Consider the following 23801-nt stretch of genomic DNA (forward strand, 5'->3'; position numbering starts at 1 on the left):
TATAACCAGTCACTTTCCCTTGACAGGCTAAATATCGCTTTGCTAAGATGGCAATAATAAATTTTTCAGAAAACGCATTTTCGGCGTAAAATACAGCCTAGGATCTTCGGGTTTTGGACCGTAAAGCTGAGCAAACATAAGGAGGAACACCCGCGTGTGGGAAGATAAATTTGGTAAGGAAGGCTTGACCTTCGACGATGTATTGCTGGTGCCACGGAAATCCGAGACACTACCTAAAGAAGTAGATGTATCTGTACGTTTGAGCGATAGTGTAAAACTGAATATTCCATTGATCAGTGCGGGTATGGATACCGTTACAGAAGCAACATTGGCAATTGCTATTGCTCGTGAAGGCGGCATCGGGATTATTCATAAAAATATGTCTGTTGAGCAACAAGCGGAGGAAGTGGATCGTGTTAAACGCTCGGAAAGCGGCGTTATTACGAACCCATTCTCACTGACTGCGGAACACCTGGTATCTGATGCAGAAGCCGTTATGGCGAAGTACCGTATCTCCGGTGTACCTATCGTTGAGGGTGAACAGAAGCTGGTTGGTATTCTGACTAACCGTGACTTGCGTTTCATCCATGATTACGGCATTAAAATCAGCGAAGTAATGACTCGTGAGAACCTGGTAACTGCCCCTGTAGGCACTACGCTGCAAGAAGCAGAAGGTATTCTGCAGAAGCATAAAATCGAGAAGCTTCCATTGGTAGATGAGTCCAACACATTGAAAGGTCTCATTACAATTAAAGATATTGAAAAAGCAATTCAATTCCCGAATGCAGCCAAAGATGCACAAGGTCGTCTTTTGGTGGGTGCGGCAATTGGTATTTCGAAAGATACATTTGAACGTGCTGATGCACTCGTACAAGCAGGCGTTGATCTAATCACTGTAGACTCCGCTCACGGTCATCACATCAATATTATTGATGCAGTCCGTCAACTGCGCGAGCGTTTCCCGAACCTTACGATTGTTGCAGGTAACGTAGCAACTGGTGAAGCAACACGTGATCTAATCGAAGCAGGTGCTTCTGTAGTAAAAGTAGGTATCGGTCCTGGTTCTATCTGTACAACTCGTGTTATCGCAGGGATCGGCGTACCTCAGGTAACGGCTGTATACGATTGTGCAACTGTAGCACGTGAGTATGGAATTCCGATTATTGCCGATGGTGGTATTAAGTATTCCGGTGAAATCACGAAGGCTCTTGCAGCAGGTGCTCATGCCGTGATGCTGGGAAGCTTGTTTGCAGGTACAGAAGAAAGCCCAGGCGAGTCTGAGATCTATCAAGGACGTCGCTTCAAGGTATACCGTGGTATGGGTTCAATGAGTGCAATGAAACAAGGAAGTAAGGATCGTTACTTCCAAGATGATGATAAGAAACTTGTTCCGGAAGGAATCGAGGGTCGTGTAGCATACAAAGGTCCTTTGTCTGATACGATTCACCAACTGATCGGTGGTCTGCGTTCTGGTATGGGCTACTGTGGAACAAGCAGCTTGGATCAGCTTCGTAATGATACACATTTCATCCGCATTACCGGTGCAGGTTTGCGGGAAAGTCACCCACATGATGTACAGATTACAAAAGAGGCACCTAACTACTCGTTGTAATCGGAAGAGAGTTAACTATTTCCAAGACAGGCTTGGCGATTTTCGCCGGGTCTGTCTTTTTTTGCGGATACCCCTGTGATAGAATAGAACAAGCGGTGACGATTCTTTAATGGATTAGGGCGTTGCGGCGATTTTTTGACGTGAATCTATGGAAAAGACACCTAATCTGGTTAGGTGAGCATACATAGGTTGGTCTGCTAAATAGAAGCGCGGACGAACATCTACATAAACATGAGAGTTCATGCTGATGAAAGAACAGTCAATATTGAAATTGAGGGCAAATACATGCTCATTCGATATAGCGCATTAAAACAACGTTACACATGGATTTAACATGACGGGGACTAAGAAAATATCGCAGCTTAAGCTGTACTGAAGCATAGAACGGAAAGCTTCGGATTTGAAGGGAGTATTCATCTTGAAAGTCAAAACAATGAACAAAAAGAAACGCCAAATGCTCAAAAAAAGCGTTGCCTCAGTAATGCTGATTAATATGCTATGCCTGTCTGCGGTAATGCCTGTCATGGCTGCAGCGAACGATTCAGGGCAAGTCCTGACGGCAGCTGCAACGACGACAAAAACCGAAAAAGCAGCTAAGATCCCGGGTGTTGATGAATTAGGGCTTGAAGTTAAGAATGCTGTACTGATGGAAGCATCAACGGGTCAGATCCTTCTCTCTGTAAATGCAAACGAAGCAAAGCCGCCCGCAAGTATGACTAAGATGATGACAGAGTATATCGTGGCTGAAGAAGTGAAGCAAGGCAGACTTAGTTGGGATGATGTGGTTACTGTTAAAGAGAACGCAGCGAAAAGCATTGGTTCGCGTATCTTCCTTGCAGAAGGCGATCAGCATACTGTCAAAGAGCTCTATATCGCGATGGCGGTTGGGTCAGCCAACGATGCTACCGTTGCTTTGGCTGAACACGTTGCCGGCTCCGAAGAAGCATTTGTCAAAATGATGAATGAAGAAGCAAAACGCATGGGAATGAAAGATACCTTTTTCATTAACTCGTCAGGTCTTGACCGTGCCGATATGCCTGCAAAATTCCGTCCGGATGAAGATAAAGAAACGATGATGTCAGCGATTGATGCGGCGATTCTATGCAGATATATTATTATGGATCACCCAGACTACAAAGACTTCACAACCATTCAATCCTATAAATTCCGTCCAAATGATAAAGCACCAATTATCAACTATAACTGGATGTTGGAAGAGAATAAAAATATAACCAATTTCAAAAGCTATGCCTATGAAGGTCTGGATGGAATGAAAACAGGCCACACCACAAACGCAGGGAACAACTTCACAGGTACAGCTGAGCGTGATGGTATGCGTCTGATCAGTGTAGTTATGGGTACAACTTCAGAATCTGCACGTTTCAAGGAAACGAAGAAGGTACTGGACTTCGGATTTAACAACTTCGAAGTAAAACAGGCTGTTGCTGCTAAAACGAAGGTTACTGGTTGGGAAGCTGTACCACTGAAAAAAGGTGCAGAAACAACGGTACCTGTTGTTACAGATAATGCTGTAAGTTTTGTTGTCCCTAAAGGAACACAAAACCTGGATGTGACATTTAAAGCGAACATCACCGAAGCAGACAAGCTAGTTGCACCAATTAAAGCAGGAACTAAAGTTGGAACGGTAACTTATAGCTACAAAGCTGAAGGTATTGAACCACAGGAGAAAACGGTGAATCTCATAACCGCAGAAGAAGCAGAGAAGGGCGGCTGGTTCCGTCTATTCTTCCGTGCTGTTAAGGATTTCTTCGTTGATCTGTTCGATGGAATCAAAAACTTGTTCTAATTTTTTCCTGAATTGAATTTCGTATATTTTACCGTGACAAATTGCAAGTAATTCCGACTGGATGGATTGTATATTTACAATTTTTCCGGTAAAATATCAAGTTAGAATTCTACGTATGAATCAGTAAAAAGTCTAAATGTTCTTCTGCCCTAGTGTGGTGAATTCACATTCACCATAGGGGTAAGAGCAGCACATACATTACGGGGGGCTTGGAATATGGAAACAGGAACATCGCGCGTTAAAAGAGGTATGGCTGAAATGCAAAAAGGTGGCGTCATCATGGACGTTATGAATGCAGAACAAGCTAAAATCGCTGAAGCAGCAGGTGCTACGGCGGTTATGGCTTTAGAACGTGTTCCTTCTGATATTCGTGCGGCTGGTGGAGTGGCTCGTATGGCGGATCCAACAATTGTCGAAGAAGTGATGAAAGTTGTAACTATTCCAGTCATGGCAAAAGCTCGGATTGGACACTATGTTGAAGCCAAAGTTCTAGAATCACTCGGGGTAGATTATCTGGATGAGAGTGAAGTGCTAACTCCTGCGGATGAAGTATTCCATATTGATAAGCATGAGTTCACTGTACCGTTTGTATGTGGAGCTAAAGACCTTGGGGAAGCATTGCGCCGTATTGGTGAAGGAGCTTCCATGATTCGTACGAAAGGTGAACCGGGAACAGGAAATATCGTTGAAGCTGTTCGTCATATGCGTTTCATTAACAGCCAGATTCGTAAAGTTACGAACATGTCCAAGGATGAGTTGTATGCTGAAGCGAAAAACCTGGGTGTTGCCTATGAATTGCTGCTTGACGTACATGAGAACGGTAAGCTGCCAGTGGTTAACTTTGCAGCGGGTGGTGTAGCTACTCCTGCAGATGCAGCACTTATGATGCATCTGGGAGCTGATGGCGTATTCGTAGGTTCAGGGATTTTCAAATCGGACAGCCCTGAGAAATTCGCTCGTGCCATTGTAGAAGCAACAACGCACTATACGGATTACAAACTAATTGCCGAAGTTTCGAAAAACCTCGGAGCACCAATGAAAGGTATCGAGATTTCCAAGCTTTCGCCTTCTGAGCGTATGCAGGATCGCGGCTGGTAAGAGAAGGGGAATTGCAGATGAAGATCGGCGTGTTAGCACTTCAGGGCGCAGTAACGGAGCATATCCGTAGTGTTGAGCAAGCTGGGGCAGAGGGAATGGCCATCAAAAACATCGAGCAACTGGACGAGTTGGATGGGCTGATCCTTCCTGGTGGTGAGAGCACTACAATTGGTAAACTGATGCGCAAATATGGCTTTATGGAAGCTATTCGTGAATTTGCTGCAGCAGGTAAACCGGTTTTTGGTACATGCGCAGGGTTGATTGTAATGGCTAAGCATATTGCAGGTCAGGAAGAGGCTCATTTGGAACTGATGGATATGACCGTATCCCGTAATGCTTTTGGACGGCAGAGAGAGAGCTTTGAGACCGATCTGCCAGTCAAGGGTATTGAGGAAACGGTGAGAGCTGTATTCATTCGGGCTCCTTTGATTGAAAGTGTAGGAGAACAGGTTGAGGTTCTTTCCACATACAAGGATGAAATTGTAACAGCACGTCAGGGTCATTTGCTGGCTTGTTCTTACCATCCTGAATTGACGGACGACTACCGCTTGCATGCTTACTTTGTAGACATGGCTCGGTCATATAAAGCGTCTGTGCAGAATCTATAGCAACGATGAACAACCTATGATTGCCCGGAAACGGATCGCTCCTACAATCACTCTAGAGAGTGGTTGTAGGGGTTGCATCTAATCGGATGCCTGATGTTGCCCGTATCTGCTTCCAAAGCGGGAATCGCAGCATAGGGCGTCTTCCGAGGTTCATGGGTTGTTTTTAGTCTTAACGAATGATGAAAGATACAGGCTCACAAAGACATTGCTGATCTACATATCAGAATCTACATTTGTGGGGCTATTAGGAGGGTAATCGATGCTTGATGTGAAGATATTGCGGAATGAGTATGCACGTGTAGAAGAAGCGTTAACGAATCGTGGCAAGTCTCTGGATCTCATTGCAGGATTCACCGAAATGGATACCAAACGCAGAGAATTGCTGCAAGAGAATGAAACGTTAAAAGGTCGTCGGAATACGGTATCAGGAGAAGTAGCTCGTCTGAAGAAAAACCGGGAGAACGCAGACGATCTCATCCTTGAGATGCGTGAGGTTTCCGATCGAATCAAAGCAATGGATGAAGAAGTTCGCGAGTTGGAAGCGAAGATTAATGAGCTGACGATGGCGATTCCAAACATTCCGAATGAGAGTGTACCTGTTGGAGCTTCCGAAGAGGACAATGTGGAGGTTCGCCGTTATGCAGAACCCAAATCATTCTCATTCACACCAAAAGCCCATTGGGAAATTGCCCAGGATCTCGATATTCTTGATTTTGAAGCAGCGGCTAAGGTAACGGGTTCCCGTTTTACGTTTTACAAAGGACTTGGTGCTCGCCTGGAACGAGCTCTGATTAACTTCATGATGGATCTGCACAGTGATCAGCATGGTTATGAAGAGATTCTGCCTCCTTATATCGTGAACCGGGATAGTCTGTTTGGTACAGGACAACTGCCGAAGTTTGAGGAAGACTTGTTCAAGCTGAAAGATACAGAGTATTACCTGATTCCAACTGCCGAAGTTCCGGTAACGAACTATCATCGCGAAGAGATTCTGAACTTGGAGGATCTGCCGAAACATTTTGTGGCATACAGCTCATGTTTCCGTTCAGAAGCCGGTTCAGCTGGGCGCGATACGCGTGGTCTGATTCGCCAGCATCAGTTCAATAAAGTAGAATTGCTGAAACTCTCTTCTCCAGAAACTTCTTATGAGGAATTGGAGAAAATGACACAAAACGCAGAGCGTGTACTGCAATTGCTGGAACTTCCATACCGTGTCCTTACGCTATGTACAGCCGATATGGGCTTCACATCAGCGAAAACTTATGATATTGAAGTATGGTTGCCTGAGAGTGACACATATCGTGAGATTTCTTCATGCTCTAACTGTGAGGATTTCCAAGCACGTCGAGCAAATATTCGTTTCCGTAGAGAACCAAAAGCGAAGCCGGAATTCGTGCACACACTGAACGGTTCAGGGCTTGCTGTTGGACGTACAGTAGCTGCGATCTTGGAAAACTACCAACAGGAAGATGGCACAGTCGTGATTCCAGAGGTTCTTCGTCCTTATATGGGTGGAATCAGTGTCATTGCACGTCGTGCATAGAACCTGGAATAGTATATTCTAAAGCGTGAGATCAGATTGAAATCACGAATGATAATGAACCCGTCATCGAGAGGATGACGGGTTCTATTTTTAAACGAACGAGAGCAAGGCTCTAATTGAAGCAAATCAAGAATATAAATTGAATTTAAAATAAATTTTAAAAATGTTATTTAAAAAGCTTGCTATAATGCCCAACATTATGGTATGATATCTCTCGTGGCAAGTTTATAAAATATTTTCCCTGGAGAGGTACCGAAGCGGTCATAACGGGGCGGTCTTGAAAACCGTTAGGGGGCAACTCCACGTGGGTTCGAATCCCACCCTCTCCGCCATATTATGTTAATAACAAGGACTTGAGCTGATGCTCAAGTCCTTTTTTGATTTTCTTCTGGGGAACGGGCTGTTCAGATCGGTTAGCATTAAGCGTGGCGCAGCTGTTGCAGGATTGGCCATGTCACTTTGAGCTCACCTTAAATATAAACTTGCGGATTGGCCAAGTAAGCAGTGGTTATAGGCTGTTACTGCTGGTTGAATAGGTTTGCTATGGATTCATGTGGAAATGTGAAATCAAGCAGAGGCGAGATGCATAAAAACATCTTCATCGCCGCACTTTATAGAAGTGGAGGTGGTAAGATGAACCGCGAGTTAAACATCAGTCAATCAGAGCTTGTCGGCGCTTGGCAAGAGCGTTTACCCGAAGTCCTGAATGTTGGCGATCAAGCACAAGTTATGGCAGACGGAGCCGATGAGCAGGCCATTCGTATTCACATTGCGACTGCTGGGCATCAAATGTACTCCTTTGACTTTAAATGCGCTTATGTAGATTCCCGGGAGGTCAACGTGCAATTAGTCGATGTCGAGCGGGATGGACAGTCAACGGATGAGCGAACAGAGCCGATTCAGGAGCTTGCTCACGATTACACTCGGCACATTCACGAATGCGCTCAATCGTTACAATCTAGAACCAGACCATAACCCTAAGTGGGGAAGGAGTGATTCGAGTGAGCAAAGCTAAAGCGGGAGTGGACAAAAATCTACAAAACGTAGCTGCAGACCTTGAGCAAACGGCTGTCAACAGCCACCATGCTCAGCAAATTCAGCAGGACGTGAATGACCGTCGACATCAAGATTCACTGAATCACGATAAAACGGAAGACATGAATCCATCTCATTCCTAATTTTAGAAGGGGGAACAGAACACCATGAGCAAACCTAAAGCTGTCCCTGTACCTGAGGCACAACCGTCTAAACAGCATAGACAACCTTCTAAGGGATCTTCCATGCAAGAGCCATTATCGGGTTCCAAAAAGGTAAAAAACCAAAATCATGTTGATCACTTGAACCCTGAGGGTTAAACATGCTGTAAGTAAAATAGAGTCTGTACTACTTGATAAATCAACAGAATACCAAAAAAGTCCGGCAGGTAAAGCCGGATTTTTTTGCGTATTCGTACATATCTAGCCTTTGTGAACCGTTACCATTGAAATCTGACATAGGTCTTTGTAGCCAATTTGCAGAAGAAAGATCACAAATTTCCCAAATCGTGTTTCCGTTTCAGAATAAATGGTATATCATTGATGTTGAATTATTTTTTTGGGGTTATCACGAGAGGAGAGAAACAAATGAAGAAACGCATGGGGGCGCTTCTACTTACAATGTTGTTGACCGTGTCTATGGCATTAACAGCATGTGGTACGAAGCAAGAACCAAAAGAGGCTTTGAAGACGGCTGCGTCCAATGCTTCTAAACTAACTTCGTATGAAATGAGTTCCAACTTTACAATTAATGATCTGAGCTATAAACCTGGAGCAGAGTCACAAGGTGATCCAACCATGACTCAGTTTATGAGTATGCTGAAAGACGCTCAGTTGAACGTTACAGGCGTTTACCAAAGTGAGCCTATGCAAACGGAAATGACGCTTGGCATTGAGCTCAAAGGTGATATGGGCATGACGTTCAATATCCCAATGGTTATGACAGCAGAGAAGCTCTATGTTAAGGTACCAAATGTTCCATTCTTCCCTATTCCAGAAACGATCGTTAACAAATTTGTTGAGATCGACTTGAAGGAACTGGCTGAACAAGAAGGAACAGAGTTCAATCCACAAGCTATGGATGCTGCAAAAACACAGAAGCTCAGCAACGAAGTGATGGATGCGGTATTGGGTGAATATGATCAAGAGAAATTCTTCAAAAACATTGCTGTGAAAGATGCAGCACTTCCTGAAGAAGTAGATGCTAAACAAGTCGTACAATTCTCAGTTACGAATGACAATGTAAAAGAAGCTGTTACTGTACTGGTAACGAAAGCATTGCCTAAAGTAATGGACATCTTGTCCAAAGAGGAATATCGCGAAATGCTGCAATTAAGCCAAGAAGATATTGATAGAGCGAAGGAAGATCTGAAGATCACTGAGGCTGATCAAGCTGAAATGTCCAAAGATCTGGATAAATTGAAAGAAACGCTGACAATCAATAAATTCAACATTGACTTTGCCTTGGATAAACAGGACTTCCCCGTTTATCAAAAAATGGATGCTGATCTGTTGATCAAACAACCGGATACCAAGGATGAAGTTAAATTGGCCTTCACAGGTTCGAACACGTACACTAAAATCAACGAAAAACCAGCGTTTAAAATCAACATTCCAACTGGTGATAACGTGATTACAATGCAAGAGCTCGAAGAGCTGATGAATTCTTCTTACGGTTACTAATATCTATGTAATCTCACAAGATCGCCTATAATCAAACGGAAGAACGTTTTCCGCTTTGATTATAGGCGTTATTTTTACACTCTTATTTCGCTGGGTGGTGCATTTTTTGGAGCGAACGTACTATATTGGTGAGCGACTAGTCAGATAATTGTTCGTGCAGATCACCAACGAGAACAGCATAAATCTGATGGTCTTGATATTGCCCGTTAATCTTAAGATATTTACGTGCAATACCTTCTGCTTGAAAGCCGTTCTTCTCAAGCACACGCTGCGATCCTTGATTGGTAGGCAGAATGGCAGCTTGTACACGATTCAGCTTCAGTGCACGAAATGCGTAGGCTACAGCTAATTTTACAGCAGCAGTCATTCGTCCGCCGCCTTGATAGTCTGGGTGGATGAAGTAACCCATATCCGCATAGTTGGCGACACCGTGGACAACATTGTTTAGGCTAACTTGTCCAATGAGAGTACTGTCCTTGATGGTATAAATACCGAACTGATACCCGGTTCCTTCTTCAGAAGCCTTCATTCGATCCTGAATGCGTCTAGTCTGTGCTTCCAGCGTATAGAACTCATCCTCTCGTATAGGCTCTACAGATTGATAGGGGATGCGTGTAATCTGAATCAGATCTAGATAAGCCTGTGTATCCTCTGATGTTAATAAACGAAGGCTGATACCGTTAGGTGTGTCGTATAGTGTCAGTGCCATTATGGCGTTGCACATCCTTTCAAAATTGAATGAAGCCTCTATTTTTTACGCAAACGTCGGAAAAATTGAGTGAGCATGGTGGAGCATTCAGGCTGGAGCACATCCGGGATGACATCTGTTCGATGATTAAACCTTGGCTCCTGCAACAGGTTCATCAATGTTCCTGCACATCCCGCCTTTGGATCGGCGGTGCCATAGATTACACGCGGAACACGTGATTGTACTATTGCACCCGCACACATGGGGCAAGGCTCAAGCGTAACATACAGACTGCAATCCAGCAGTCGCCAAGCTCCAATCGTTTCACTGGCCTGACGAATAGCGACCATTTCTGCATGAGCTGTCGAATCCAGCGTTGTTTCTCGTAGGTTATATCCACGTCCGACGATCCGGTTATTCTGCACGATGACAGCCCCAATAGGAACTTCCCCAAGTGCCTCCGCTTTTTGTGCCTCAGCAATAGCTTCCCGCATCCAATACTCGTGCCTAGCCTCTTCCGGAAGGTGGGAAAGATCAATATGGGAGGAAATATCATTCATTACAGTTAAAAGCCCCTTTCAAAACGTTTATTCAGCGAACAAATATTCGGTTTGTTAACATGTTGTGTATAAGTCTGTGGATAACTACGGAGTTGCTCACATAGTTATAAACATACTATCCACAACCCTGTGGATTTGTGTATAGTTTTTGTGACTTATTTAATTGTAGACATGGAAAAAGCGAAAAAACAATAAATTTCGAGCTTTTTAGCTAAACGGTAACTTTTGGACTATGGTCAAATATCCTTTTCAAAACCACATACAACCGTTATGATGGATATAGGTTTTGCCATATATCGCCAAAGGGTACAAGCCGAGAGGTGAACAAAAAGTTGTCTATAAAAACGAAATTATCCATGATTATGTCGTGTTCAGTGCTCGTTATTTTGGTGCTGAATATTGCACTGAGTTACTATACTACAGAGGAAAACCTTAGACAGGACAGCGAAAATAAAATGGTGCTGACTGCTAAACAGATCGCGATTTCTGTCGAACAGAATCAGTATAGTTCAGAATATGTAAAACGCCAGATTGGTAGTAATCTGTGGCTTGCTTCGGTTATGGCTGCAGAAGAACTAGATCCGGATATTAATAATATCACAAATGAAGACCTTGTACGTGTGAGCAAAAAGGTCGGCGTATCCCACATATCGCTCATGGAACAGACCGAGGATGATATCGTTGTAACCCGTTCTTCCGATCCGCGGGAGATTGGACTTTCCACAAAATCCATGACGTATTGGTATCAGGCCTTCAAGCAATTGTTCGAAAAGCATCAGGTCACCATTCCCCAAGGGCAAGCGCTAGATCATTTCTGGTCAGATGGATTCGAGTATTCGACATCCAGTCCGTCGGATATTGATATTTGGGGCTACTACCATGATGGGGAGAGGAACTACATAATCAATCCCTTCTATAATAATGCCGAAGTTGATGACTATGTGAAGATCTCTGGTCCAGATGAGATTTTGAACAAAATTCGTGAAGTTAATCCTTCTATTCTTGAGATTACAGGTATTAATCCTTTAACCTTTGGTAGTCCAAGTATGAACGATGACGGAAGAGATAGTAACTTTAGCAAGTTAAACAACAAACCAATCAGGTTCGGAACATATCAATATGGCACAACAGAAGAGGATCACCGTGCAGTGGTGAAAGCTATTCGTACGGGACAGAACGTTTCTTTTGTCAGCGAAACACATGACCAAAAAGTGTTAAAGAGCTTTATTCCTATTTTTACTCCTAATCAATCGTCTTATGTAATCGGAATTGTCATGGACTATAAGCAGATATCTTCCATGGTGTCAGAGCAGTTGGTCAGCCATGCCTCGATCTCCCTTGTATTACTTGAGATTGTAATCTTCGGCAGTTATCTGCTCGCAGGATATATTACACGTCCAATTCAATTGATATTAGGCAAGGTGAATGATGTCGTTGATGGACATTTCGATTTCCGTCTGAAAGTGAAAAGGAAGGATGAGCTCGGACAGCTCGCCAATCGAATTAATGCCATGATTCGCAATCTGGGTCATTATACGAATCGCCTTAAGCAGATGTATGAAGAGAACCGCGCAGTCAAAGAGCACCTAGAATCGATTATTAATCAGACTGCGGATGCGATTCATATTACGGATTTGGATGGAAATGTACTTCGGGTAAACCGTGCTTTTGAGCAGCTATATGGCTGGCGTAGCCGTGAAGTAGAAGGGCGTACCTTGAAGATCATCCCTCCAGAGGCGGAAGAGGAACGGCGTGAGCAGCACGCACAGTTAATTGAGGGTATGTCAATCACCTCTAATGAAACGACTTGGATGAAGAAGGATGGAACTCGTGTAGAAGTCAGCGTAAGTACTGCTCCCGTTCGAGACGAAGAGGGCGAAATCACAGCACTGATCAGTGTATCGCGAGACATCACAAGTCGTAACCGAATGGAAGAGCTGCTGAGACGTTCTGAGAAGCTAACGACTGTAGGACAATTGGCTGCCGGCGTTGCGCACGAAATTCGGAATCCACTAACCACATTGCGTGGGTTCCTTCAACTTCAACAGCAGACAAACAAGCTTAATCATCGTCATCTGGACTTAATGCTGTCAGAGCTAGATCGGATCAATCTCATCGTTGGTGAGTTCCTGATCTTGGCGAAGCCACAGGCGGTTCATTTTCAAGATCGGGATATCCGTTTTATCCTTGGGGATGTAATCTCACTGCTCGATAGCCAAGCGCATCTGCATGGTGTAGAATTTGTGCTAAGTGCCTCATCCGATTCGGCTATGGTACACTGTGAAGAGAATCAATTGAAGCAGGTGTTTATTAACCTGCTCAAAAATGGTATGGAGGCGATGCCTAATGGAGGAAGCATTCGAATTCGTCTTCACCATGAGGAAGAGCTGAATCGCGTAAGGATTGAGATCAAGGACGAAGGAATTGGTATTCCTGAAGAGATGATGCCGAAGTTGGGCGAACCGTTCTTTACCAACAAAGAGTCGGGAACGGGTCTTGGTCTGATGGTCAGTCAGCGCATCATTCAATCACATAAGGGCATGATGGATATTAGAAGTGTCATGAACAAGGGGACAACGGTTATTATTGATCTTCCGGCTTCGGATAAGTTGCCAGAGCAGGCAGAAGACGATAACAGCACGGAGCAGCCCCCTACAGACGAAGAGAACTAGATGAGGTGAGATGACCTTTTGCGTATTAATAAATTTATTAGTGAGACAGGTTACTGTTCCCGGCGTGAAGCGGACAAGCTAGTCGAGAGTGGGAAAGTAACGATTAATGGTATCCAGGCAGAGCTAGGTAGTCAGGCTGAAGAAGGCGATGATGTACGCATTAATGGACAGCCGATCCGGGAGAAAAGAAAACATGTGTACATCGCCTTGAACAAGCCGGTGGGGATCACCAGTACGACGGAGCAACATATCCGGGGGAATATTGTAGATTTTGTAGGCCACACAGAGCGAATCTTCCCGATTGGTCGATTGGATAAAGATTCAGAAGGTTTGATTCTTATGACCAATGATGGGGATATTGTAAACCGGATCTTAAGAGCAGAGGGCCGCCATGAGAAGGAATATATCGTGACCGTGGATCGACCAGTAACTGCAAGCTTCCTGCAGGGTATGAGTACAGGGGTCAAAATTCTTGGCGAAATGACGCTTCCCTGCAAAGTGACACGTATCTCGGATCGAATGTTCCGAATTATACTGACTGAAGGAAAGAACCGCCAGATTCGCCGGATGTGCAGTGCATTTGGTTATGAGGTTCGGAGGCTGAAAAGAATCCGTATCATGAACATTCATCTTGGGGAACAAGCTACGGGCAAGTGGAGAGAGTTAACTGCGGCAGAGAAAGCAGAACTCGGTAGTCTGCTCGACTATTCATTAGAATAAATACGAGAGCATAGCCAGAGTGAAATAAGGCCAGCGTTCGGGAGTCCCTACGGGATTACTGGATGCTGGCTTTCTTCATCTGTCCATAGGAGCAGAGCAAGATTCAGTAATAGCAATAAAACAATAGCGGGATGCCGCAGCAGAGTAGGGAGTAAAACAAAAGTGCCACTCCCCTTGGTAAAAGGAAAGCAGCACTTATCGTTTATTCGAAATAGCTTATGCTATTAATAGGGCTTCTAGTTAGCCGAATCAACAGCTTTTACAGACGTGTTGTTGCTTTGGTATTTCCGAATGATGGAAACCTCTACACGTCGATTCTGTGCTCGTCCAACATTCGTATCGTTACTAGCGATTGGATGGTACTCTCCGTAGCCGCTAGGTGTGAACATGGAAGGATCGAGCGCCGTATTAAGCAACAGAATTTTGAGGAAGTTGAGGGCACGATCTGCACTCAAATCCCAGTTATCCTTATATTGGTTGTTCGAAATGGGAACATTATCGGTATGACCGGATACAACCACTTCATATTCAGGGAACTCCTGAAGCATGCTGGAGATCGCTTTGGCCAAGGAGCGCGATTCTGGTTTCACATCGGCTCGTCCAGAGGAGAACAAGGCATTATCACTGATCGTGATCTTCAGTTCCGACTGATTTAACTTGGTGTTAAGCTGATCGGACAGTCCATTTTTTGAAATATACTGATCCAGACGTTTCTTGAGCTTCTCCAGATCCTCTTGCTCTTTCTGAGCCATCTGAGCATCGGTGATCTGATTCGGTGATTTTTTCGTAATCTCCTCAGGCTGTTCTTTCTTCTTACCAAGATCAGCACCTGGAGTTTCAGGATTCATGGAGCTATAATCAAGGACACCTGATCCACCATTCAATGCGCTGCTTAGTGCGGAAGCCATTTGCTCAAACTTACCAGCATCAATGGAACTCATGCCGAACAACACAATAAAAAGAGCGAGCAACAAGGTCATCAAGTCGGAATAAGGGAGCAACCAACTCTCGTCTATATGCTCTTCATGTGGTTCATGCTTCTTAGCCTTTTTCACCTGATGAACCCTCCTTCTCTTCCAGTTGTTTACGTTCGGAAGGTGTCAGGAATACAGATAATTTCTGATTGATAGCAATGGTGGAAACACCGGATTGAATCGAGAGCAGACCCTCAACCATCATGAGCTTGATTTCCATCTCTTGCTTGGACATCCGCTTCAACTTGTTGGACATTGGATGCCACAGTACATAACCTGTGAAGATACCCAAGAGGGTAGCGATGAATGCTGCTGCAATCGCTTGAGAGAGCTTATCCATATCGCTAAGATCCGCAAGGGCTGCAATCAAACCAACTACGGCTCCAAGAACGCCGAGTGTTGGAGCATACATACCTGCTTGGGAGAAGATCAGTGCACCACTGCGGTGACGCTCCTCTGTAGTGTGAATATTTTCCATTAGAACATCGCTGACGAAATCTTGATCGTTCCCATCGATAATCATTCGCATGCCGCTGCGAAGGAAATGATCGTCGATTTCTTCAACTTTTGATTCTAGTGCAAGCAAACCTTCACGACGGGTAGTGGAAGCCCAGTCCATAAATGTGCCGATTAGGGATACGCGATCGATCAATTGTTGCTGTTTGAACAAAATTCCGAAGAGTTTCGGAATTCTCTTGACTTCTGACATAGGGAATGCCATAAAAATACTTGCTGCGGTACCAACAAATATAATCATGTAGGCTGCTGGGTTGTTGACTAGATTAATTACGGGAGCATGCTTCAACATCATACCGAATACAAGTGAAGCGAGTCCCAAAACAAGTCCAATAATTGTTGAAATGTTCATCATACACCTCATCCATGAGATAAAATTGAATCCTTTCAAGCGGCTATATTCGGGCTTCCGGACGAACGTAGAGCCGCAATTCGTTTCATGCTAGGCACTCTTTTGGATTGCCAAAACAGTTAAAACGATCATGTATAGTATTTATCGACCAATAGGCCTTTTTTTTTAAGGGTTATTTTCAGGTATAATAAGATGAAATCCGCTCCTTAGGGGCCGAATAGGAGTGAAAAGCCAATGGGCGTAAAGCATGGACGGGATTATGAAGGAATATTGACAGATTTAACACAGGCTCTCAGTCGTATACCGGATCGGTATGTTTTCTTTGAAATGGATTCGGAAGAGTGGAGCAGATTAGGCGAAGCGGAGCAGCTTGAAGTCGATGAGGCACTGGCAGAGGATCTGTTTTATGCGCTAGGTGAGGAATCGGTTATTCCAGTTGGCAGCGGGGTTGTCATCCATGATAAGGATCAGCACCGGATTCATATTTTGATTGGAGAAGAAGAACTGACCTTTGTACCGCTGATTTAGCTTGCACAGAAACGTTGATTCAGGGTCATCTATCATGGGAGATAAACCCCTGAAAGCCTTGTGGTTATTGGCTCTACCGTCATCTGTTAGATTGGATTTTGAGGCTTGTCCATGGTAAGATGATAGTCATGAAACGGCGAATCGCACTGCGGTGAACCAACCGTTTGGGGCTAGTCGGTAGTGCCAAAGGTTTCGTTGGTAGCATAGATGGATACGGAAGTATGGTGATGTTTCCATCGTATGGGGAGGAAGATAACGTATGGTTTTTTCGCAAGAGGAAGTCGAAGCTCATCTAGGAAGGCTTGAAGGCTGGGAACTAGAGGAGGGACGATGGATTGTCCGCAAATTTGTGTTTTCTAACTACATGAAAGGGATTGCATTTGTAGATGAGGTCGCTGCGATCTCGGAAGCATTCAATCATCATCCTTTCATAACGATTGATTATACGACAGTCACGCTACGTCTCACGTCATGGGATGACGGAGGCATTACATCTGTAGATATTAAAGAAGCGGAGCAATTCAACGAAACATTTGAGAAAATGAGGGCGGAATAACCAACTCGGTTAGGCTCGTCTGCTAGAAATGGGTGAACGGCATGTCAGACAACAATCAGAAACATCCGCTTATCGCTGTCGTTGGCAGCCTCAATATGGATCTTGTCGTCAAAACGGATACGATTCCAGAAGAGGGAGAAACGGTCAGTGGGGAAGAGTTGCACTATCTTGCTGGTGGCAAAGGGGCTAACCAGGCAGTGGCCTCCGCTCGTCTCGGTGGGCAGACAACGATGATTGGAGCTGTAGGAACAGATGTGTTTGGCGAACGCCTGCTTCGTAGCCTGCACGAAAGCGGGGTAGATGCATCGCAGGTTCGTGTCATGGATGATTCAGCGACGGGTACAGCCTCGATCTGGCTCTCCAATGGAGATAACCGAATTATTGTTATCCCAGGGGCGAATGGGAAGGTAGTGCCGGAGATGCTGGAAGAGGCGGATACGGTGAAAAGCCTGACTGCAGCCGCAGCGGTGCTGCTGCAGCTCGAGATTCCGCTGCCAGCGGTCACCCGCGCCGCTACATTAGCGGCAGAAGGCAGCGCACTGGTGGTGCTCAACCCGGCTCCCGCGGTGCCGGGTCTGCCCCAGGAGCTCCTGCGGTGCGTTGACGTCGTCACGCCGAACCGCAGCGAGCTCGCCGTGCTTACCGGCCGGGATCAACTCCGGCCGGAAGACCTGGATGCGGCGGTCGCAGAGCTCGCCGCATCCCTCGGGGCCGCCGTCGTCACGACGCTCGGCCCCGAGGGGGCTGTGTACGCGGCAGCGCCAGGCGGCCGCGTACAGGCAGGGCGTGCCGGCGCGTGCCGTGCGCCCGGCTACGCCGTAAGCGCCGTCGATACGACCGGCGCTGGCGACTGCTTCAACGGCGCGCTGGCGGTAGCCCTTGCGCGCGGCGAGACGCTTGATGCGGCCGTAAGCTTCGCTATGGGCGCGGCTGCGCTATCTGTGACGAAGCTGGGTGCCCAGTCAGGAATGCCATTTGCAGATGAGGTAGAAGCGTTTCTTGCGCAGCAGGCATCAAGCGACTGATTGTATCATGGATGTGTCCAAGCACAGAGAAGAGGCTGTTACACCCCGGGTAGGGAGGTAATAGCCTCTTCGTTCATCCGTTACTTTTTCTCGGCGAGCCACATCGCAATGTTGGCAATCTCTTCATCTTGTAGTCGATCCTTAAACGCAGGCATGCCGCCTTTACCTTTGACGATCGTGGAGTAGATCTTCTCTACGTCATCCTGACTTCCGATGTTCGCAAGAGCTGGGCCTACGCCCCCTTGAAGCTGATCACCGTGACAGGAAATACAATTGGCTTTCACCAGTGCTTCAGCCTGTCCGGCATCCATCGTGACTTCCGGCATAGTTGGTTTAGCCTCCTGGGCAACCTCTTCTTTTCCTGGAAGCGTAAACATTAAAATAATAGCAAACGCGCACGCTGCAAAAAATACCCCGCTCATGATCCACTTGTGCATCCCTTATGTCCCCTCCAGAATGAAAGATCATCTAACTGAATCTGTCCATATCATTATAACGGAACTAGCCATGACATCATAGCATTTTGTGGTAATTTTTTGAAACTTATCAACTAAAAGCAGCAATCGTATTAGCTCATAACAATCTTATACGTTAACGGGATCCTGTATACACCATACAATAAAAAGGTTGCAAGCCAGTAGGTGTCTGACGTTCGTATGTATCTTGGGTGATAAAACCAACCTTTTCATAGACCCGGATGGCTCTTGTGTTCCAGGTGAGCACTTCTAAATCAATTTCATTTGAGGGATTTCTACGAATGGCTTCTTGTACAATCGCAGACACAAATTCAACACCTTGGCCATGACCACATCGTTCGGGATGCATACCTAGTCCAATTCGGGTGACTCCGACCAGCGGGAAGAACTGTGCAAAACCGCAGATTTCATCATTCTCGCCAAAAATGACAGCATATTGGTCTTTCCTTAGCTGCACATCTCCAAATTCGACTTCAAGTGCCTTCATCTGTTCCCAAGGAAGCCAGCTATAAATATTATAAGGTGGGTCGTATTGCCAACTGCATATCTGTTGAGCATGTTCTTCTTCCATAGGTTTAACGTGAAACGTCACAGAAGCTTCATCCATACTTACTGCACGCTCCTCTCATTTGTAGGATAGGTACCGCTTCAAAATCGAACAAGCTCTTGAGTGGGGATCGATCCTACAGATCATGTGTCAATGTATAGATATTCCTAACATTACTCTACAGAACGTGGTGTAGTTTTGGCAAGTCTTCGTAAAATAGAAAAAAATTGAAACAAAAGATCGGTTTATTACGTTTATATTACAATAGGATGGGTAAAAACATCATAAGGGCACGGACGAAGAAGCACAAAAAAACCGCCGGATACATTCCTGCGGAGAATGGATCGGGCGGTTCTGTTATGCTTGGTTACAGTATGATGTTGCTCAGCTTGTCCCTAGTCACGTGCGAGTGTTTCATACGCGTCCGTGCTCATAATACGTTTAGCGCCAACATAGCGGTTAGCCCAGTAGTTTTCACTCAATGCGCTGATCGTAACGCCTTTAGAAGAAGAAGAGTGTGCAAACTTACCTTCTCCAACGAAAATTCCTACGTGTGATACTCCACTGCCGGAAGTATTAAAGAATACCAGATCGCCAGGTCTCATTTCTGAACGGGAAACGGAATCACCCATGTCGAATTGGGAGCTTGATTGGCGAGCCAGATCAATGCCAAGCTTGTCGAATACATACCGTGTAAACCCAGAGCAGTCAAAGCCGTTAAGCGTTGTTCCTCCGCTTTTGTATGTAGTTCCCATTGCTGAGTCAATTACTTCATCCATTTTTGAATCTGCGAACGCGCTGCCCGCTCCAAGCGATAATGCGAATGTGAGGCTAAGTACAGCTGCGGTTAGTTTCTTCTTGAACAAGAGATATACCCCTTCCAATGCCTGCGAGGTTAGCTTAAGGATTCGGTTGAAGGTCCCCTATGATCCCTCTGTAGCAAGATCAATTCACCCATAACTGGTTCCCCCGCTTCCCAGGTGCTAGGAATTTGGCTATGCTAGTTGTGCACCTGTGAAATCAAGAAATGACGATTAAATTTTAAGTAGTTACAAATATGAAGGTAAAGATTACAAAGTTGTTACTAAAAACTCACTGCGATTATTGTACCAGAGGTACATTGATTTGGCAACGTTTAGCAGTAAAATTAGCAAAAAAAACCTCGACCTTTGACGGGGAAAGGTTGAGGTTTGCTTTTGTGAAGCGTTATCATCGCGTTTATATGACATGGAGATGGTAACAAATTTTAACCTGTTCGAATCAACTTCTAGTCGACTTGGACTGCCATAAGCGGAAATGGGCGCATATCTTCCATAGAGACATCAGACAGCGAGCCAGAGGATACGTTTGCTGTAATATAAGGCCAGCTAGCCCTGTTAACAACCACGATGCCGAAGTGAAAGCGCCGAAGATGAGCAGATGAAGCCCTCCCAGAAGCAAGGCGATGCCAATCACAGGAACGAGATGACGAAGCGCGATCCATAGAGCGTATAATGCACCGCGTGCTCGGCCTTCTCCATCTGGAGCTGATGCACCGAACTGCATGTATAACATCATGTGATGAATAATCCAGCCGTACACAATCCATAAGGAAACATATGGAATACCCGTCAGTAACAGTTGTAATGAATGGAATCCATCCATTAGAATGGCGAATAGTCTGGGCACAAGCCAATAGGCCGGCAACAACATCAACAACGTTCGGATGAAGTGCAGTAGTAACATCGGTTTCCACAACACTTTGATACCACGGACAAAAGGAGTGCGCTCCTCCGATTGATTAAAGTGTTGTAATGAGTACAACAGTCCTGCTTGGATGAGGGGAGTGATTAACATGCGTAGCAGCAGCATGGCTCCAAGAATCCACAGATACCGATGAACCTCGGGATGAGTAGAGAGGCTGAGTTGACTTTCCATTTTGAACAAAAGGGTACTGAGCTCTCCAGCATCCGTGTCAGGATAACGAAGCAGCAGCGGGACAACCGCAGACTGCACTAATCGATAGATAAAGTATCCCCATACTAATTGATAGATAAATAGTAGTGCGGCTATGAATATATGCTGACGGACGAGAAACCAGCCTTCACGTATTTTTGCTTTCACTGTCTCCACCTCACCATGACAGACTTCCGAAAATAGCTTCTACAAGTTTGGTTGCGCTCAAACTCCAGCGGAATTTAGAGGGTTCGTCCAGATTAGCTTTCAGGAAATTGTCCATATGACGATTCTCTAATACCACAGTGTACAGGGGGTCGGTCATGGCCCAAGAAACCGGAGAAGTATAAGTAAGCTTATATGTGATCCGCTCCTCGTTTCCGTTCCATTGCTTATTCACGATATGACCATCCTCGAACACAATTCGTACAGGAACCTTCATATAATTGCTTCCCTTTTTCTGAATGGTTACAGAGGATTCGTACACCTCTTGCTCGCCCTTCTGAATCGGAGTTACGCTGATTTTCTCCACAGCAAAGTCCGCCATCCCATCGCCATATACATATTGATCAAAATACGTAGACCATGAAGTGCGAGTAACTTGCTCCACGACCTTTTGGAAATCTGCTGAAGTAGGATGTTTGAAACGGTACTTCTTCACATAAGTAGAGAGGATGCGTTCCATTGTTTTGGAGCCAACTTGTTGTTCGATACCGAGCAAAACAAGCTTGCCTCGTGTATACACATTTGCTGCATAATGGTTCTGTGAATCGAACTTCCATGCTTCTTGTGTCAACGGGGCTGGAGACGTAATCAGACCTGCTTGAACGGGTAAGTTAGGGACTAGACCATATTCTTGCTCCATTAACTTATCCTCTGCATAAGAGGTGAACCCTTCGTCTAGCCAAGCTTCCTCAAATTCATTGCTAGCGAGCATACCATAGAAATACTGATGACCAATTTCATGGACAACGGTTCGTTCCAGATCATACCCGGGTGTCGTATCATCCGCCCCAAAGGCAGTCACCAATGTTGGATACTCCATGCCTCCTGCGCCGTTTCCAGTTTTCGGAGGAACGACAATGGAGAGTGTAGAGTAGGGATAAGTGCCAAACCATTTGCTGTAGTTCGCTAGAGCTGCCTTAGCAGCGTAGAAGTATCGTTCTTTTAGATCCTGATGCGCAGGGTCAAGATAGAGTTTGATCCTTACTCCAGGAACATTGGGGGCGGAGAAAGGTTCTTCGGCATAAACAAAATGCGGTGAGGCTGCCCATGCGAAATCATGAACATCATCGGCATAGAATTGATAGATCTTTTCGTTATTTTTCACAACTGCCTGCTGCGTTGGAAAACCTGTTGCGGCTACCTTGTATGATTCCGGTACTCGAATGCGTACGCTATAGATACCGAAGTCGGCATAAAATTCGGAATTGCCGTGATATTGGTGCAAATTCCAACCCTCGGCTGTGCGGCCACGTCTACCTGTAGGCTCGTATACACTAATTTTAGGGAACCATTGCCCTGCCATCACGAAATTGTCTGCGTTTCCCATACGGGCAAAAATTTTGGGTAGTTGTACTTCAAATCGAGTGTGCAGCGTTATGCTCTCGCCGCCCTTCACCGGTTTGGGCAATCTGATTTTGATCAGTGTTTTGTCTTTCATATTTCCGTCGTCCGGCTGTACGTATTGCATGCGGTTTAAAAGTGACAGACCGTCTTCTGTTTTCATCTCCGTAATCTTCATGGATCCGTAGCCGTCTGTGGGCATAACATCCCCACGAAGCTTTCCGCCAGACTCCTTCATAAAAGTAGTGTCTGAAGAGGAGAATGCATTGGGATACAGGTGGAAATAAAGCTCGTTGACCGTTTTTTTGCCTGGATGAGTCCAGGTTAGTGTCTGTGTTCCCTGTAACACATTTCCGTCCACCAATTTCACATCGATGTGATATTCCACCACACGGTCGCTGAACACTTCAGCAGTCGGGGTCTGCACGCTTTCTGGAGGTGCGGAGGTTTTGGGTTTTCCTGGAGGCTTGCCCACTTCTGGGGCGAGCACAGGCAATTCGGATGTTGTGGAGCGAGTGTATCCCAGCGTAATCCATGCTCCTGCAATAAGTACACACAGGGCAAGGAATGCGGTGAGCCAACTCTTGGCGCGTCGTGGAATCATCGTTAAATACCTCCCGTTGACAAGCATCTACAGCATGTATATGTTTGCAATGGGACGAATATTAGTTAAAATATTTGTATCAACCCTTGGAGGCTATAAACATGGAACAAAACGAGCAAAACGGCAAAAAACAAATTGCCTTGAATATCGTTAGTGCAAAAAGCAAACACAAAGGTTTCGGTGCGGGTTCTATTGATCTGAATAACTTATCCCCGGTCATTATTGATCAAGGCGAAGCCAAGATTGATATTGGTGCAATGCACGCGAAGAGTAAAGTGGAGCGTGGCATCAAGTTTTCGACCAATCGTGAGGACGTACCTAATGGACGCCAAGTATGGCTTGTTTGGGTAGCTGTAGACCGTACAGAGCAGGGACAGCTATATGGTGGTGCGACGGCATGTGAGATGTGGATTGATACGGAGGCTAAGCGTGGATGGAAATTGCTTGCGGATCATGTGAACCGCATGGATTATGCGTTGAAACGCCGCTTTATGTTGGATGATCTGGGTCCAGAAGAACGTGCAGCCCTGAAGACACTTCTGATCTCACATAACGAAGAATGGTGGAATGCTTCCCCGGATGTGTTGAAGGAAGCATTGTCCTAGGTGCCTGAATCGTTTCAGTGCGTGTAACTAAACAAAATAATTAAACTAAAAAAGCCCCGTGACCTTTAGTGAAGGAAGTCACCTGTTTATTA

General features: G+C 45.4%; 24 protein-coding genes, 1 tRNA gene and 1 riboswitch. Of the genes, 16 read left to right on the forward strand and 9 right to left on the reverse strand.

Features of this window, described 5'->3' with window-relative positions; all coding sequences use genetic code 11:
* Positions 1 to 154: 154 nt before the first annotated feature.
* The 10 genes from guaB (at position 155) to V6W81_RS00465 (ending at position 9385) form a co-directional block, all read left to right on the forward strand.
* On the forward strand, positions 155 to 1612 hold the full coding sequence (guaB, locus tag V6W81_RS00420) for an IMP dehydrogenase (RefSeq protein WP_128099787.1): 1458 nt from the start codon (positions 155 to 157) through the stop codon (positions 1610 to 1612).
* A 433-nt stretch (positions 1613 to 2045) separates the two neighbouring features.
* Positions 2046 to 3419 (forward strand): D-alanyl-D-alanine carboxypeptidase family protein, encoded by a 1374-nt coding sequence (locus V6W81_RS00425; RefSeq protein ID WP_186381087.1) that lies wholly within the window; start codon positions 2046 to 2048, stop codon positions 3417 to 3419.
* A 216-nt stretch (positions 3420 to 3635) separates the two neighbouring features.
* On the forward strand, positions 3636 to 4517 hold the full coding sequence (gene pdxS / locus V6W81_RS00430) for a pyridoxal 5'-phosphate synthase lyase subunit PdxS (protein ID WP_056698065.1): 882 nt from the start codon (positions 3636 to 3638) through the stop codon (positions 4515 to 4517).
* A gap of 17 nt (positions 4518 to 4534) precedes the next feature.
* Positions 4535 to 5125, forward strand: coding sequence for a pyridoxal 5'-phosphate synthase glutaminase subunit PdxT (gene pdxT / locus V6W81_RS00435; RefSeq protein WP_338541228.1), 591 nt, complete (start codon positions 4535 to 4537; stop codon positions 5123 to 5125).
* Between the two features lie 259 nt (positions 5126 to 5384).
* Positions 5385 to 6668 (forward strand): serine--tRNA ligase, encoded by a 1284-nt coding sequence (gene serS, locus V6W81_RS00440; RefSeq protein ID WP_338541229.1) that lies wholly within the window; start codon positions 5385 to 5387, stop codon positions 6666 to 6668.
* Positions 6669 to 6911: 243 nt separating this feature from the next.
* Positions 6912 to 7000: transfer RNA gene (locus tag V6W81_RS00445), tRNA-Ser, on the forward strand.
* Between the two features lie 301 nt (positions 7001 to 7301).
* A complete protein-coding gene (locus V6W81_RS00450; protein WP_307221577.1) occupies positions 7302 to 7643 on the forward strand; it encodes a hypothetical protein in 342 nt (113 codons plus the stop codon).
* Positions 7644 to 7669: 26 nt separating this feature from the next.
* Complete coding sequence (locus V6W81_RS00455) at positions 7670 to 7846, forward strand: hypothetical protein (RefSeq protein ID WP_186381086.1); 177 nt, start codon at positions 7670 to 7672, stop codon at positions 7844 to 7846.
* Between the two features lie 24 nt (positions 7847 to 7870).
* On the forward strand, positions 7871 to 8023 hold the full coding sequence (locus tag V6W81_RS00460; protein ID WP_056698079.1) for a small acid-soluble spore protein P: 153 nt from the start codon (positions 7871 to 7873) through the stop codon (positions 8021 to 8023).
* Positions 8024 to 8290: 267 nt separating this feature from the next.
* Positions 8291 to 9385: a hypothetical protein gene (locus V6W81_RS00465; RefSeq protein ID WP_338541230.1), complete on the forward strand. Its 1095-nt coding sequence runs from the start codon at positions 8291 to 8293 to the stop codon at positions 9383 to 9385.
* 136 nt (positions 9386 to 9521) lie between these two features.
* Here the strand turns inward: V6W81_RS00465 and V6W81_RS00470 are convergent, their stop codons facing one another.
* Both V6W81_RS00470 and tadA read right to left on the reverse strand, forming a co-directional pair.
* Positions 9522 to 10094, reverse strand: coding sequence for a GNAT family N-acetyltransferase (locus V6W81_RS00470; protein ID WP_145053388.1), 573 nt, complete (start codon positions 10092 to 10094; stop codon positions 9522 to 9524).
* Positions 10095 to 10132: 38 nt separating this feature from the next.
* Positions 10133 to 10633, reverse strand: a complete 501-nt coding sequence (tadA, locus tag V6W81_RS00475) for a tRNA adenosine(34) deaminase TadA (protein ID WP_338541231.1) — start codon at positions 10631 to 10633, stop codon at positions 10133 to 10135.
* 332 nt (positions 10634 to 10965) lie between these two features.
* Here tadA and V6W81_RS00480 point away from each other — a divergent pair, with 332 nt between their 5' ends.
* A complete protein-coding gene (locus tag V6W81_RS00480) occupies positions 10966 to 13305 on the forward strand; it encodes an ATP-binding protein (RefSeq protein WP_338541232.1) in 2340 nt (779 codons plus the stop codon).
* Between the two features lie 18 nt (positions 13306 to 13323).
* Entirely contained in the window at positions 13324 to 14025 is a 702-nt protein-coding gene (gene rluF / locus V6W81_RS00485) for a 23S rRNA pseudouridine(2604) synthase RluF (protein ID WP_338541233.1), read from the forward strand.
* Between the two features lie 236 nt (positions 14026 to 14261).
* Here rluF and motB read toward each other — a convergent pair whose 3' ends face one another.
* On the reverse strand, positions 14262 to 15080 hold the full coding sequence (motB, locus tag V6W81_RS00490; protein WP_145053394.1) for a flagellar motor protein MotB: 819 nt from the start codon (positions 15078 to 15080) through the stop codon (positions 14262 to 14264).
* Positions 15067 to 15867: a flagellar motor stator protein MotA gene (gene motA / locus V6W81_RS00495; protein WP_145053437.1), complete on the reverse strand. Its 801-nt coding sequence runs from the start codon at positions 15865 to 15867 to the stop codon at positions 15067 to 15069. The genes motB and motA overlap by 14 nt, the downstream gene beginning before the upstream one ends.
* Before the next feature lie 234 nt (positions 15868 to 16101).
* Between motA and V6W81_RS00500 the strand changes: the two genes are divergently transcribed.
* From V6W81_RS00500 to rbsK, 3 genes are all read left to right on the forward strand, one after another.
* Positions 16102 to 16395: a hypothetical protein gene (locus tag V6W81_RS00500; RefSeq protein ID WP_145053396.1), complete on the forward strand. Its 294-nt coding sequence runs from the start codon at positions 16102 to 16104 to the stop codon at positions 16393 to 16395.
* 259 nt (positions 16396 to 16654) lie between these two features.
* A complete protein-coding gene (locus tag V6W81_RS00505; RefSeq protein WP_056698106.1) occupies positions 16655 to 16951 on the forward strand; it encodes a 4a-hydroxytetrahydrobiopterin dehydratase in 297 nt (98 codons plus the stop codon).
* 41 nt (positions 16952 to 16992) lie between these two features.
* Positions 16993 to 17976 (forward strand): ribokinase, encoded by a 984-nt coding sequence (gene rbsK, locus V6W81_RS00510; RefSeq protein ID WP_338541234.1) that lies wholly within the window; start codon positions 16993 to 16995, stop codon positions 17974 to 17976.
* Between the two features lie 80 nt (positions 17977 to 18056).
* Here the strand turns inward: rbsK and V6W81_RS00515 are convergent, their stop codons facing one another.
* From V6W81_RS00515 to V6W81_RS00535, 5 genes are all read right to left on the reverse strand, one after another.
* A complete protein-coding gene (locus V6W81_RS00515; protein ID WP_056698111.1) occupies positions 18057 to 18413 on the reverse strand; it encodes a c-type cytochrome in 357 nt (118 codons plus the stop codon).
* Between the two features lie 154 nt (positions 18414 to 18567).
* Positions 18568 to 19059, reverse strand: a complete 492-nt coding sequence (locus tag V6W81_RS00520) for a GNAT family N-acetyltransferase (RefSeq protein WP_338541235.1) — start codon at positions 19057 to 19059, stop codon at positions 18568 to 18570.
* Between the two features lie 335 nt (positions 19060 to 19394).
* The gene (locus V6W81_RS00525; protein ID WP_056698118.1) at positions 19395 to 19865 is read right to left on the reverse strand and encodes a C40 family peptidase; all 471 of its coding nucleotides are present in this window, start codon (positions 19863 to 19865) and stop codon (positions 19395 to 19397) included.
* 3 nt (positions 19866 to 19868) lie between these two features.
* Positions 19869 to 20006, reverse strand: a riboswitch (cyclic di-AMP (ydaO/yuaA leader).
* Positions 20007 to 20259: 253 nt separating this feature from the next.
* The gene (locus V6W81_RS00530) at positions 20260 to 21102 is read right to left on the reverse strand and encodes a carbamoyl transferase (protein WP_338541236.1); all 843 of its coding nucleotides are present in this window, start codon (positions 21100 to 21102) and stop codon (positions 20260 to 20262) included.
* 10 nt (positions 21103 to 21112) lie between these two features.
* Positions 21113 to 23104, reverse strand: a complete 1992-nt coding sequence (locus V6W81_RS00535) for a M1 family metallopeptidase (protein WP_338541237.1) — start codon at positions 23102 to 23104, stop codon at positions 21113 to 21115.
* A gap of 101 nt (positions 23105 to 23205) precedes the next feature.
* On the opposite strand from V6W81_RS00535, the gene V6W81_RS00540 reads away from it, so the two are divergent.
* Complete coding sequence (locus V6W81_RS00540; protein WP_145053409.1) at positions 23206 to 23709, forward strand: YwhD family protein; 504 nt, start codon at positions 23206 to 23208, stop codon at positions 23707 to 23709.
* Positions 23710 to 23801 lie beyond the last annotated feature (92 nt).

The sequence above is a fragment of the Paenibacillus tundrae genome, assembly GCF_036884255.1.
Classification (GTDB): Bacteria; Bacillota; Bacilli; order Paenibacillales; family Paenibacillaceae; genus Paenibacillus.

Bases quoted from the DNA above. Each gene is read 5' to 3' on its own strand.
- V6W81_RS00425 (WP_186381087.1), top strand. From the start codon at position 2,046: ATGAACAAAAAGAAACGCCAAATGCTCAAAAAAAGCGTTGCCTCAGTA.
- pdxS (WP_056698065.1), top strand. From the start codon at position 3,636: ATGGAAACAGGAACATCGCGCGTTAAAAGAGGTATGGCTGAAATGCAA.
- pdxT (WP_338541228.1), top strand. From the start codon at position 4,535: ATGAAGATCGGCGTGTTAGCACTTCAGGGCGCAGTAACGGAGCATATC.
- serS (WP_338541229.1), top strand. From the start codon at position 5,385: ATGCTTGATGTGAAGATATTGCGGAATGAGTATGCACGTGTAGAAGAA.
- V6W81_RS00450 (WP_307221577.1), top strand. From the start codon at position 7,302: ATGAACCGCGAGTTAAACATCAGTCAATCAGAGCTTGTCGGCGCTTGG.
- V6W81_RS00460 (WP_056698079.1), top strand. From the start codon at position 7,871: ATGAGCAAACCTAAAGCTGTCCCTGTACCTGAGGCACAACCGTCTAAA.
- V6W81_RS00465 (WP_338541230.1), top strand. From the start codon at position 8,291: ATGAAGAAACGCATGGGGGCGCTTCTACTTACAATGTTGTTGACCGTG.
- V6W81_RS00470 (WP_145053388.1), bottom strand. From the start codon at position 10,094: ATGGCACTGACACTATACGACACACCTAACGGTATCAGCCTTCGTTTA.
- tadA (WP_338541231.1), bottom strand. From the start codon at position 10,633: ATGAATGATATTTCCTCCCATATTGATCTTTCCCACCTTCCGGAAGAG.
- motA (WP_145053437.1), bottom strand. From the start codon at position 15,867: ATGAACATTTCAACAATTATTGGACTTGTTTTGGGACTCGCTTCACTT.
- V6W81_RS00500 (WP_145053396.1), top strand. From the start codon at position 16,102: ATGGGCGTAAAGCATGGACGGGATTATGAAGGAATATTGACAGATTTA.
- V6W81_RS00505 (WP_056698106.1), top strand. From the start codon at position 16,655: ATGGTTTTTTCGCAAGAGGAAGTCGAAGCTCATCTAGGAAGGCTTGAA.
- rbsK (WP_338541234.1), top strand. From the start codon at position 16,993: ATGTCAGACAACAATCAGAAACATCCGCTTATCGCTGTCGTTGGCAGC.
- V6W81_RS00515 (WP_056698111.1), bottom strand. From the start codon at position 18,413: ATGCACAAGTGGATCATGAGCGGGGTATTTTTTGCAGCGTGCGCGTTT.
- V6W81_RS00520 (WP_338541235.1), bottom strand. From the start codon at position 19,059: ATGGATGAAGCTTCTGTGACGTTTCACGTTAAACCTATGGAAGAAGAA.
- V6W81_RS00535 (WP_338541237.1), bottom strand. From the start codon at position 23,104: ATGATTCCACGACGCGCCAAGAGTTGGCTCACCGCATTCCTTGCCCTG.
- V6W81_RS00540 (WP_145053409.1), top strand. From the start codon at position 23,206: ATGGAACAAAACGAGCAAAACGGCAAAAAACAAATTGCCTTGAATATC.